This window comes from Pseudorhodoferax sp. Leaf265 (genome assembly GCF_001422365.1).
Lineage (GTDB): Bacteria > Pseudomonadota > Gammaproteobacteria > Burkholderiales > Burkholderiaceae_C > Pseudorhodoferax.
In genome coordinates this window covers 1-12,398 of sequence record NZ_LMMT01000011.1, presented here as the reverse complement: position 1 = coordinate 12,398, position 12,398 = coordinate 1, and the positions used below count along the sequence as shown (strand labels likewise).

The window sequence follows — 12,398 nt, the reverse complement described above, 5'->3', positions numbered from 1 at the left end:
CGGACGGGGCTGCCTGGCTTTGTGGCGGCGGCGTTGACCATCGCCATCGTTGCGGTGCAGGGTTGGTGCTTGCCGGAGATGCAGCGCCGGGCGGAGGCCCTTCGACAGGCGACCGCTCGCATGGCGCAGCCGCCAGCGCACGACGCGGAGGAGCCCGCGCATGCGTCGCTGGCCGAGCAGGCACGCCAAAGCTTCGACGCGCTTGCGTTGTCGTCGACCACGGCGCACATGGACGCTCTGGCCAAGCTTCACGAGACCGCGCAGGCGCTGCAGCTGCGCCTGGAAGTCGGAAGCTACCGGATCGAGCGGCGCGAGGACGAGCCGATCGTGCGCATGGAGATCGTCGTGCAGGGGCGGGGAACCTACGGCCAGTTGCGCAGCTTCGCGATGCGGTCGCTGCAGGACCGCGCGCTGGCGTTGAACGCCGTTCGTTGGGATCGTTCGAGCACCGCGGAGGCGTCGGTCGGCGGCGAGTTCCAGTTCACCTTGTTCATGCGCTCGCCATGACGTCGCGCACGCGTCCGCGCCATGTCGTTTTGGGAGCGCTGCTCGTGGCCACCCTGGGGCTGACCGCCTGGACCCACCACCGCAAGAACTCGCCCGACGTCGGCGACGTGAGCGAGCCCGTGGCTCGGCGTGGTCAGGCAGGCTTGGCAGGCGAGGGCATTGCGAACGCCGAGCCCCCTGAACCGATGCCGCAGGCGGATGATCCCACTGGGCTTGAGCCGGCGAACGACCCTTTCTTCGTGACCCAGTGGAAGCCGCCGCCTCCACCGCCTCCGCCACCACCGCCGCCGGCTCCTCCCCCACCGCCCGTCGTTCCGGTCGCCCCGCCGTTGCCGTTCCAGTACGTCGGCCGCCACGAGCTGGCCGATGGGCCGGTCGAGGAGACGCAGTTCTTCTTGTCGCAAGGCGACGCCGCCGTCACGGTGCGCAAGGGGGAAGCCATCGGCAGCGAATACCGCTTCGACGGCTTCGATGGTCAGGGCAACCTGCAGTTCGTCTACCTGCCGCTTGGCACCAAGCAGCTACTTTCCATCGGAGCCCAGCCGTGAAGCTGTCGAAACTACTGATCGTGGCCACCGCGGTCGCCGGCCTGTCTGGCTGTGCCGTGGACAAGCTGCACCGTGAAGGGTTGGAGCTGGCCCAACAAGGGCAGCCGGAAGCGGGCATCGGCAAGTTTCGGGAGGCCCTGCAACTCGACCCCAGCCGCATCGACATCCTCAAGGATCTGCGCCTGCAACGCGCGCTTGTGATCGACCGCCGGATCGTGCAGGCGCGCCAGCTTCAGGAGGGCGGGCAGCCGGGCGCCGCGGCCCAGATCTACCGCGAGCTGCTGGGGGAAGACCCCAACCAGCAAGCCGCGTTGGAAGGCCTGCGCGACATCGAGCGTGCACAGCGTCATCAATCGCTGCTTGCCCAGGCAGAGGAGTCGATCCTCGCCGGTGACAAGTCCAAGGCACGCGCGTTGCTGCTGCAGGTGCTCCTGGAGGCGCCGGAGTCCGTGCCGGCGCGCGAGTTGTCTGACCGCATCGAGCACGCAGCCCTTAAGAAGACGTTCCAAGACCCGGTGCTTCGACCGCCCGGTGCGAAGCGGGTGCACCTGGACTTTCGGGACGCGAGCGTGCGCATGGTCTTCGAGGTGTTGTCGCGCAGCTCGGGTCTGAACTTCATCGTCGACAAAGACATCGCGCCCGACCTGAAAACGACCGTCTTCCTGCGCAACGCCTACGTGGACGAGGCGATCGATCTGATCCTGCGCACAAGCCAGCTGCGCCGCAAGCTCCTCGGCAACGGCGCCGTGCTGATCTACCCCGACACGCCGGAGAAGCAGCGCATGTACGAGGACCTCGTCGTGCGGGCCTTCTACCTGCGCGACGCGACCGCCGCCCAGATGCAGACGACGCTCAAGACGCTGCTCAAGGCCGAGGATCTCGTCGTCGACGAGAAGCTCAACCTGTTGGTGATGCGTGGCACGCCGGATGCGATCCGCGTCGCGGAGAAGCTCGTCGCGTTGCACGACCTGGCCGAACCCGAGGTCATGCTGGAGATGGAGGTGCTGGAGGTCCAAAAGGACGCGCTCATGAACCTGGGCATCTCCTGGCCGCAGCAGCTCGGGCTCACGCCGTTGACGACGGGCAACGCGGCATTGACGCTGCAGAACCTGCGCAACTTGAACTCCTCGCGCATCGGCGCCTCGATCGGCCCGACGACGATCAACTTGCGCGAGGACAGCGGGCTGTCGAACCTGCTGGCCAACCCGCGCGTTCGCGTGCGCAACCGCGAGCAGGCCACGATCATGATCGGCGACAAGGTGCCCGTGTTCACGACCACCTCCACGGCGACGGGATTCGTGTCCGAAAGCGTGCAGTACCTGGACGTGGGTTTGAAGCTCAGCGTGGAGCCGACCGTCCACCCGCCGCGCGACGTCGGCATCAAGGTCAACCTCGAGGTCAGCTCGATCGCCAAGCAAATCTCCACCGCCGGCGGTAGCGTGGCGTACCAGATCGGCACGCGCAACGCGACGACGGTGCTGCGGCTGCAGGACGGTCAGACGCAGATCCTGGCCGGCCTCATCAACGACCAGGACCGCACCTCGTCGAGCGGCGTCCCCGGCCTGAGCCGGCTGCCGATGGTCGGGCGCTTGTTCACGTCGCCGTTGGAAAGCCGCACCAAGAACGAGATCGTCTTGTCGATCACGCCACGCCTCGTGCGCGGTGCCGCCCGGCCGGACGCGCACCGAATCGAGTTCTGGTCGGGCACCGCCAGCGTGCTGCGCACGCAGCCGTTGCGGTTCGCAGGCGAGGAGCCGGCTGCGTCACCCGAACCACCGAAGACCGTTCCATGAGAGTTCGCTGGCACCGGAGAGTGAGGGCAGGGGGCTTCACGCTCATCGAGTTGCTGGTGACGCTGGCGTTGGTGGGCATCCTGGCTTCGATCGCGATCCCCATGGCCGACGTCGCCAGTCGGCGCGGCAAAGAGCAGGAATTGCGGGAATCTCTGCGGACGATCCGCAAGGCCATCGACGCCTACAAATTGGCCGTCGACGAGGGGCGCATCCAAAGGACCGTCGACGCGTCCGGCTACCCGCCGACGTTGCGTGTCCTCGTCGACGGCGCCGTGGATCAGCGCGACCCGGCCGGCCGGCGGATCAAGTTCCTGCGCAGCATTCCGCGCGATCCGTTCAATGCGGACGCGGAGCTGTCGGCCGATGCGACCTGGGCCAAGCGCGCGTACGTGTCACCGCACCATGCGCCGAAAGAGGGGCGCGACGTCTTCGACGTGCATTCGCGCGACACGCGGGCCGGCCTGAACGGCGTGCCGTACCGGCAGTGGTGATGGCGAGCATGCGATCGCGACCGCGCGGGTTCACGCTCATCGAGCTGCTGGTGGTCCTGGCCGTCGTGGCGACGCTGCTCGCGCTTGTGGCGCCGCAGTACTTCGGCAGCGTCGATCGCGCCAAGGAAGTGGTCCTGAAGGAGAACCTGGCCACCTTGCGCACGACCATCGACAAGTTCTACGCGGACAGCGGTCGGTATCCGGAGACGCTGCAGGAGCTTGTCGATCGTCGCTACCTCCGGCACGTGCCTGAGGATCCTGTGTCCCAGACTTCGGACGCCTGGGTGATCGTTCCTCCACCCCAAGGTGAGAAGGGCTCGGTGTTCGACATCCGCAGTGCGTCCGCAGGCGTGGGCCGCAATGGCAAAGCGTTCGCGGAGTGGTAGCGGCAGCCGGGCCGGGCAGGGCGGTCTCGGCTACCTGGTGCTTCTGTTCTGGCTGGCCCTGGGTAGCGTCGCGCTGACGGGCGAAGCCATCCTGTGGTCGATGGAGCGGCGGCGCGAGCGCGAAGAGGAACTGCTCTTCGCTGGGGATCAGGTCCGCCGCGCCATCGGCAGCTACTACGAAGCAGCATCGGAGCCAAAGCAGTATCCCCCGTCGCTGGAGAGCCTCCTAGAGGACTCCCGCTCGTACCCGCCGAGACGGCACCTTCGGCAGCCCTACCCGGACCCTATAGGGCAGGGTACTCCGTTCAAGCTCATCCGCGGATCGCACGGCGGGATCATCGGTGTCCACTCAGCATCCGTGCGCGCACCCATCAAGCGCACGGGTTTCTCCGTGCTCGACGCGGAGTTCGAAGGCAAAGACGACTACTCGCAGTGGACGTTCATCCACCATGCTGCGATCACTCGGATCGAGCCAGCGAGGATCGGAACCATGTCGCCTACAAAGCCGTTCTGAGAGTACGTGGGGGGTTCTACCTGCAGGTTTTGGTAGTTCTGCAATGCAGCGTTGTTCGATGTAATTCGATGTGAGAAGCCGGGGTGCGTTGCTGCGTGCTCGGGCACCACGTTCGATCGCAGATTGAACCCAACAGGGGGGATTCCATGAAGACTCATCGCATCGGGTGGGCCTCGCGCGCAGCGGCCGGCTGTGCGTTGGCATTGCTCGCATTGACCACGGTGTTACCTGCGCACGCAGGCTCCGCGACACACACCTACGACAGCCTCGGTCGGCTGACCAAAGTCACCTACAGCAACGGCACCGTGATCACCTACACGTACGACGCGGCGGGCAACCGCAGCACCGTCGTGACGACGGGCGCGCCGAGCTGACGGGCTCTCGGCCCCGGTAGGCCGAACCCACCACCATTCTTTCAACGCTTCACGGCAGCCCAGCGGCGCCGTGCGGAGGGGTGTTCTCATGTTCAAACTCAAACGCTCATCGGTCGTCGCGGCCGTTGCGGTCCTGTTGGGGGCGATCGCCGCCCAGCAGGCATCGGCACAGGTCCTCTTCGATCCGAAGACCATGGAGACCGCGCGGGCCGCTTCGGCCGAAAGCATCCCCGGCATCAACCGGGTCGAACTTCCGGTGATCACCCCCGAGGAATCGGCCGCGGCGATGCGCGACATGCGCTTGCCCGCCGACCTGAACGCGGGCATCGTGCCTCCTTCTCGTGCGCAGGCGATGCGTGTGACGGGCGACAACGCCGCGTTGAGTCCTGCATCGATCTCGGTGCTGGCGCGTTCGCTGCGCAACAACGTGGACCTGATCTACGAGCACGTGCGCAACAACGTCGGATACGTGCCGATGTGGGGCATCAAGAAGGGCGCCTTCGGGACCATCCTGGACAACCAGGGCACGGCCTTCGATCAAGCGGACCTGATGGTCAAGCTGCTTCGCGCGTCCGGGTACACGGCGAGCTACGTGAAGGGCCAGATCAACCTGACCGCTGCGCAGTACAGCGACTGGACCGGCATCGATACCGCCAACGCGTGCGGCGTCTCGAACTTCCTTGGCGCTGGCCGGATCCCGACCAGCGCGATCTACGTTTCTGCAAGCGGAACTTGCCCGGCCCTGCACAGCGTCGTGATCGAGCACGTGTGGGTGAAGGTCAACATCGGTGGCACGAACTACTTCTTCGATCCAAGCTACAAGCCGCACACCCGCAAGGCCGGCATCAACCTCGCTACGGCCACCGGTTACAACGCGTCGTCGTACTTGACTTCTGCACTGAGCGGCGCCACCAGCACCGCCGACTACGTTCAGAACCTGAACCGGACCAACATCCGGAACAACTTGACGACCTACGCCAACAACTTGGCGACGCACCTGCGGACCAACCAGCCTGCAGGCACTCTGGACGACGTGCTCGGTGGGACCACCATCGTTCCGCATTCGGCCGGAAATCTGCGCCAGACTGCTCTGCCGTATCAAGTCACGACGGTTCCGCTGACCGAGTGGGCGGGCGAACTACCTGACTCGTTCCGCACCACGCTGAACATCAAGTACGCAGGTATCGACAGGACCTACACGTCCGATGCGATCTACGGCCGACGCTTGACGGTGACGTACAACGCGTCGAATTTCGCGGAGCTGCGCCTGGACGGGACGCTGGTCGCGACCGGTACCGTCGCTGTGGCGCCGGGCGCCGGCAGCACGATCAACTTCCAGGTCAACCACGGAGCCTACGCGACCACCAGCCCGCTCAGCGCGCCGATCGAGCAGCGCCTGACGGGGGGCGGTACCTACCTCATCGGAAACGCTTGGGGGCCTGTGGGCCGCGGCGCGATCGAGCACCATCGCAAGCGATTGGAAGCCGCTCGCGCCAACGGCGTCGCGGAGGGCGCCGAAGAGACGCTGGGCTCCACGCTCGCCATCCTCTCGTCCAACTGGATTGCCCAAACCGACCAAATCCACCACATCGGTGATCGATTGGCCCGCACGACGACGTTCATGCATCACCGCGTGGGCATCGCCGGACACCGCAACGCACAGTTCGTTGACCTGCCCGGGAACGCGGTGAGCGTGGTCAGCCAGGACAACGACACCAACAAGGAGCGTGCCAGCTTTTTCACCTCAGGCATGCGCTTGAGCGTTCTGGAATCGGTCGCAGTTCAGCAGTCCACAGGCGTCAGCGCCGTCTCGACCGTCAAGTTGGTCGACATTGCAGCGCAAGGCGGCCAGCGCATCTACTCCGCAACCTCTGGCAACTACAACGCAGCCGTCAAGCCGAACCTCCTCAGCTGCGCGTCCTGGATTCCCACTTTCGACGCTGCCATCGCAGCCGGTCGGCGATTGATCTTGCCGACTCGCTGCGACGTGGGCGAGGGCACGTGGACCGGGGCCGGCTACTACGGCATCGTGAACAGCGGTGGCTCGATGGGTTTGCTGTCGGGAATCGGCGGCGGCATGGCCGGCGGCGACGCCGTGTTCCCCAACCCGGCAGGCAACGCCGCTGCCGCCGCAGTGAAGAACGCAGTCAGCAACGACGCGATGAAGACTGGCGTGCGCGGCCTGATCGCCGACCCCATCGACCTCGTGACCGGCAACTTCCTCTATCCGAACGAGGACATCAAGTCCGGCGTGGGCGAGTTCCCGATGAGCCTGAGCTTCAACAAGCTCTACAACTCAGGCACCCGGCATCAATCCGGCCCTCTCGGCAAGGGATGGACTCACAACTGGGACAGCACGGCCAGCGTCAACAGCGACGGCCTGCAGGCGATGGGCGAAGACTCCGCGCTCGATGCCGTCGGCGTGATCGCCGAAAGCTTGGTGGCGCTGGACCTGATGTCCGACGCAACCATGCCGGTGAACAAGTTCGTGGTGGCGACGCTTGGCGCACGTTGGGCTGGTGATCAGCTCTTGGACAACACCGTGGTTGTGCGCAACGGGCTGAGTGGCGAAGTGTTCGTCAAGCTTCCCGACGGCACCTACAACGCGCCTCCCGGTAGCTCGGCCAAGCTGATCCGCAACGCCGATCTGACGTTCACGCACGAGTCGGCCAACAAGGCTCGCCTGAACTTCAATGCTGCAGGTAAGGCAAGCACGTACCAGCACTCGAGCGGCTTGCAGGTCAAGTTCACCTACACCGGCAACGACCTCACGCAGGTGAGCAACAGCCTCGGCCGGCTTTTGAACTTCAGCTACACCAGCGGTCGCATCTCCGGCGTGTCCGACGGAAGCCGCAGCGTCAGCTACACGCACGACACGGGCGGCAACCTGGTGAAGTTCACCGATGCCACCACCAAGGACACGACCTACCAGTACGACCTGCCCGGTCGCATGACGAGGTTCTTCCTGCCTGCCAACCCGACGGTGGCGCAGGTCATCAACGTCTACGACGAGCTGGAGCGCGTGCAGACGCAGACCAACGCGTTGGGCAAGGTGTCGAACTTCTACTTCGCTGGTTCGCGCACGGAAGAGGTGGCGCCGCTCGCGCGCAGCACCGTCTCCTACCTCGACGCCGCCGGGAAGACCTGGAAGTCGATCAACCCGACGGGCAAGGTCACGACCAACACTTACGACGGCCACAGCCGTCTGGTGAAGACGGTGCTTCCGGAAGGCAACAGCGTCGAGTACGACTACGACGACGCGCCTTGCGCCGCTCAGCTGCGCTGCACCCACAACGTGAAGACGATCAGGCAGATCGCCAAACCGGCCTCCGGTCTGGCGACGCTGACCCAGTCGTTCACCTACGAAAGCGGCTTCAACAAGGTGCTGTCCGCCACGGATGCCCGTGCGAAGGTGACCAACTACGCGTACACCGCTCAGGGCTTGCCGCTGACGGTGACCAGCCCCGCTGATGCGGCTGGCGTCCAACCGGTCACCACGTTCGGCTACACCTCCTACACCGCCTCCGGTTTCCCCGCGTTCTACCTTCAGACCTCGGTCACGCAAAAGACGAACGCCAGCAACACCGTTCAGAGCACGACGAGCTACAACGCGGCCAACAAGTACGTGCCGCAAACGATCGTCGCGGACGCCGGCACGGGCAAGCTGAACATCACCACCACGCTCACGTTCGACGGCGTGGGCAACCAGACGGTGGTCAACGGCCCGCGCACGGACGTCACCGACACCGTCACCACCGTTTACGACGCCGAGCGTCGCCCGACGCAGATCACCGACGCGCTGGGCAAAGTCACCCACCTGGCCTACGACAACGAGGGCAAGCTGATCCGCAGTTCCTCGCAGATCGGTACGCAGTGGATGGTGAGTTGCCGGACCTACACGGCCAGCGGCAAGTTGCTGAAGTCCTGGGGCCCTGCGCAGACCGCGGCCAGCACGACGTGCCCGGCTCAGGCCGCACCGGTCCCCGTCACCGACTACGTGTACGACGACCTCGATCGCGTGATGCGCGTCACGGAGAACCTGACGGCGGCTGAGGGCGGCAACCGTATAAGCGAGACCGTCTACAACCTGGACGACACCGTGCAGATCGCCAAGCGCGGCGTCGGCACCGCGGTCGTGCAAAACTACGCCACCTACACCTACACGAACAACGGCTTGCTGGCTAGCGAGAAGGACTCCAAGAACAACCTGACCGCTCACACCTACGACGGCCACGACCGCAAGGTCAAGACGCAGTTCCCGAACCCCACCACGGTGAACACGGCTTCGACGACCGATTACGAGGAGTACGGCTACGACGCCAACGCGAACGTGACGAGCCTGCGCAAGCGTAGCGCACAGAGCATCGCCATCGCCTACGACGACCTGAACCGCGTCACCAGCCGGACCTATCCGACGGCCACCGACAACGTCAGCTACACGTACGACCTGCTGGGCCGCCGTCTCACGGCGACCATGTCGACCACGGCGTCCAACGTCAGCTACGCCTGGGACAACGCCGGCCGCCTGACCAGCACCACCGCTGGCGGTCGCGTGCTGGCGCACCAGTACGACCTAGCGAGCAACCGAACCCGCACCACGTGGCCCGACACGGCGTTCTACGTCACCACGACCTACGACGCGTTGAACCGCCCGGTCGCGATGACCGAGAAGGGCACCGTGGCCTTGGCGTCGTACGCGTACGACGACCTGAGCCGTCGGACCACGGTCACGCTGGGCAACGGGACGACCACCGCTTACGGCTACAACACGCTCGGCGATATGAACAGCCTGGCGCACGACTTCGCCGGTACCACGCACGACCAGACGTACACGTACACCCGCAACCAAGCGCGCGAGATCGTTTCGCACAGCTGGAGCAACGACCTGTACCAGTGGCCGGTCGCCGGCAACGTGGCCAACGGCACGAAGAGCTACACCGCCAACGGTCGCAACCAGTACACGGCTGCCGCTGGCGGCGCGATCACGTACGACGCGAATGGCAATCTCACGGGCGACGGCACCTGGACGTACACCTACGACCTGAACAACCGCCTGAAGAGTGCCAACCGTGCCTCGCCGGCCACGGCCATCACCATGGCCTACGACGCCGAAGGTCGGATGCGCAGCACCAGCACGAGCGCAACCTCTGTTACCCAGCGCATGTACGACGGCCACGACCTGGTCGCCGAGTACAACATCTCCGGCGTCCTGCAGGCCCGCTACGTGCACGGCCCCGGCGTGGACGAGCCGCTGGTCACCTACACCAGCACCAACGCTGCAACGCGCAGCTGGCTCTACGCCGACCACGTCGGCTCCATCGTGGCGCAGGCTAACGCTGCTGGTGCGAACAACGACATCAACAAGTACGGCCCGTTCGGCGAGCCGCACACCGCCAGCGGCGGCACCAAGTTCCGCTACACGGGCCAGCAGATGCTGGGCCACACGGCGCTGTCGTACTACAAGGAACGCTTCTACTCGCCCGCGCTGGGCCGCTTCCTGCAGACCGATCCCATCGGCACTGCCGATGATATGAATCTGTATGCGTATGTAGCAAACAACCCAATCAACCGAGTCGATCCAACGGGGCGCAACCTCGAGCAAGCTCGGATCATGCATGGGCAGATGCTTCGACAGCAGCAAGAGGTGGGGCGTTTCGAGTACGCGTGGATACAACCTATGGACATGATTGGGAACAAGCAAGCTTCTCTTGAGGGAGGGGCCGGTGTCCGCGGCGTGGGCGGTGGCGCAGTGACAGGAGGCGCACCGCCGAGCACGCCAGTGCGGGCGGGACGGTATGAGTTCCCAGACAAGGCGGCAGGCAACACTCCCTACGTTGGCCAGTCAAGCAATGTCCCGCGTAGATTGCAACAGCATCAGGAGGCTGGGCGGCTTGAGCCCGGTACTGCTGTAATAACGCCAGTGCCCGGTGGAAAAACTGCTCGAGAAATCTCCGAGCATCGAAGAATTCAGGAATTGACAGGTGGGGTGCCTGCTCGACTGAGTGATGCAGTGAGTAACAAGGTTGATCCGATCGGACCAAATCGACGATACTTGCTTAGAGAGGATCAGTGATGAGTGAAATTGAACAACTCGCGGTTCCGACAGCCGCTCTGAATGCGACTGAGGCAGCGGAGTTAGCGCGGATATGGATTTCGGACGGAAACCAAGTTGTTACGTTGTCTCCCAGAATGTGGAATGATCCCAGTGCTTGGGGCTTGATGCTTGTTGATTTGGCTAAGCATGTGGCTGCCGCCTATGAAAGTAACTCAGGGTTGAATCCGGAAGAAACATTGGCCAAGATCAAAACAGCATTCGATGCTGAGTGGAGTCATCCAACATAGAGTGGGGTTCGAACAGAAGTGTTAACTCATTTAAAGGGGCCGCATTGCGGCCCTTTTCCGTTGCTGGACTGTTATGGAATGAATGAGTGCACCGCGCCGACTGGATGATGGCTCCACCTGCCGTCGGTCTGCGGCTTGTGTGGCTCCGTGAAGCGGCGCTTGAGGCCTGCACTCACGCTACGAACATAGTCCGGGCGTGGGCGAGCCGCTGGCCAGTTACACCGGCACAAACGTCGCCACGCGAAGTTGGCCCTGCGGTCACCCCAGCAATCTTCGCTCGACCATCCTGAGAATCTGGCGGTTCAATGACCGCTGCTGACCAGGACGAACTGGCGCTGTGCGCCCATTGGAGCCAGTCCGACTACGGGCTCCGGTGGCCGCTTCGCAACTCCTTCCCGTCGTTCACGCCTGTCAAGTTCGGCGCAGCCATGTAGACAATGGCAGGGTCTGATTCGTTCTTCTCGCGCAGCTCAAGCCCCTCAGGCGACTGAGATGGCGGCGCCAGCGCCAAAGGGCCTGCTTCCGATGCGCCCTCAAGCGCTCGCGCAGCTTGTACGCCAATGGCTTTTCACGTCAACGCTCGTTCGCTGCAATGACCACGACCAAGGCCGTGACGAGTGAGGGCACGTCTCCGACCCAAAGCGCCAACCATCGGGCCGGCCCATTCGGGTGGGTGGCCAGAGTCCTCAATGGCGTGGTGAGGCCACGCATACGGGGCAGATGTAAGCGCCGATGCAAAAGTGGTCAAGATCTTTATCGGCGCCGACACCGCTGCCTTCCCGCTGGACAGAGTATCTCGAACTCGCATTGGCTGCAGTGCGTCCGTTGTCTGAGGGCCTTGGCCGGTCACGGCGCTGAAGCGGCTGCGTCTGACCCGTCCTGGTCAGCGGCCGAATGGGAACTCAACGAGGGCGGCGAATGGCTGGGGCAACTCAGCGCAAAAGAAGGCACACGCGTCCTCGGCCTGGGGGTATGCGCACGCCGCCCCAAGAGGTGGATTGAAACTCATGTCACTATCTGAAACAAAGGGGAAAGTTACGGCGACGCTTGCCGGCTTAAAACAGGGCAATCGGGCTAAGTCCCTCCGCGCTGCTCAGAGGAGCGACCGACAGTTATGCAGACTCGGCTGGCTGCGGGCCTAGGTGGCGTAGTTCCCATGTTCGCCATCCTCGTCACCATCTCGAAAGGTGTAAACGTGTCGTCGACAAGGGTGTCGTAGGACACTTGTGCGATGCGGAATGTTTTGGACCGACCTATGCCTGCGGGGACGAACTCTTTACGGGTGCTCGCTGGCTGACACGCAGTGCCAGTCGGCTCCGTCGGCAATGATATGGAACGGCAGGTTGAATCGACCCGGATTTCCTAGACACCTTCAAGCCGTTGGGAATGGCGTCGTTCGAACTCCACCGGCGAAGTGTCGCCGGCCGTGCCGTGGCGACGCTT

10 protein-coding genes are annotated in these 12,398 nt (G+C 64.3%); all 10 read left to right on the top strand.

Translation table 11 applies throughout. From position 1 onward, the window contains the following. Positions 1-33 precede the first annotated feature (33 nt). The 10 genes from ASF45_RS11070 to ASF45_RS36830 all read left to right on the top strand — a co-directional run bounded on the left by ASF45_RS11070 (position 34) and on the right by ASF45_RS36830 (position 11,389). Positions 34-507 carry a hypothetical protein gene (locus tag ASF45_RS11070; RefSeq protein ID WP_156472951.1) on the top strand — a complete coding sequence of 158 codons (474 nt, stop codon included), beginning with the start codon at positions 34-36 and terminating at the stop codon, positions 505-507. Then, positions 504-1,055, top strand: coding sequence for a hypothetical protein (locus ASF45_RS35170; RefSeq protein ID WP_156472950.1), 552 nt, complete (start codon positions 504-506; stop codon positions 1,053-1,055). Before ASF45_RS11070 ends, ASF45_RS35170 begins: the two co-directional genes overlap by 4 nt. Then, positions 1,052-2,848, top strand: coding sequence for a secretin N-terminal domain-containing protein (locus ASF45_RS11060; protein WP_056661501.1), 1,797 nt, complete (start codon positions 1,052-1,054; stop codon positions 2,846-2,848). Before ASF45_RS35170 ends, ASF45_RS11060 begins: the two co-directional genes overlap by 4 nt. After that, positions 2,845-3,339 carry a type II secretion system protein gene (locus ASF45_RS11055; protein WP_056661498.1) on the top strand — a complete coding sequence of 165 codons (495 nt, stop codon included), beginning with the start codon at positions 2,845-2,847 and terminating at the stop codon, positions 3,337-3,339. Before ASF45_RS11060 ends, ASF45_RS11055 begins: the two co-directional genes overlap by 4 nt. After that, a complete protein-coding gene (locus ASF45_RS11050; RefSeq protein ID WP_063887645.1) occupies positions 3,339-3,725 on the top strand; it encodes a type II secretion system protein in 387 nt (128 codons plus the stop codon). Before ASF45_RS11055 ends, ASF45_RS11050 begins: the two co-directional genes overlap by 1 nt. Next, positions 3,700-4,239: a hypothetical protein gene (locus tag ASF45_RS11045; protein ID WP_056661495.1), complete on the top strand. Its 540-nt coding sequence runs from the start codon at positions 3,700-3,702 to the stop codon at positions 4,237-4,239. Before ASF45_RS11050 ends, ASF45_RS11045 begins: the two co-directional genes overlap by 26 nt. A gap of 146 nt (positions 4,240-4,385) precedes the next feature. Further along, positions 4,386-4,613: an RHS repeat domain-containing protein gene (locus tag ASF45_RS11040; protein ID WP_056661492.1), complete on the top strand. Its 228-nt coding sequence runs from the start codon at positions 4,386-4,388 to the stop codon at positions 4,611-4,613. An 88-nt stretch (positions 4,614-4,701) separates the two neighbouring features. Then, positions 4,702-10,686 carry an RHS repeat-associated core domain-containing protein gene (locus tag ASF45_RS11035; protein ID WP_056661489.1) on the top strand — a complete coding sequence of 1,995 codons (5,985 nt, stop codon included), beginning with the start codon at positions 4,702-4,704 and terminating at the stop codon, positions 10,684-10,686. Beyond that, positions 10,686-10,955: a DUF5076 domain-containing protein gene (locus tag ASF45_RS34415; RefSeq protein ID WP_082550946.1), complete on the top strand. Its 270-nt coding sequence runs from the start codon at positions 10,686-10,688 to the stop codon at positions 10,953-10,955. The genes ASF45_RS11035 and ASF45_RS34415 overlap by 1 nt, the downstream gene beginning before the upstream one ends. Before the next feature lie 305 nt (positions 10,956-11,260). Further along, entirely contained in the window at positions 11,261-11,389 is a 129-nt protein-coding gene (locus ASF45_RS36830) for a hypothetical protein (protein ID WP_255357786.1), read from the top strand. Positions 11,390-12,398 lie beyond the last annotated feature (1,009 nt).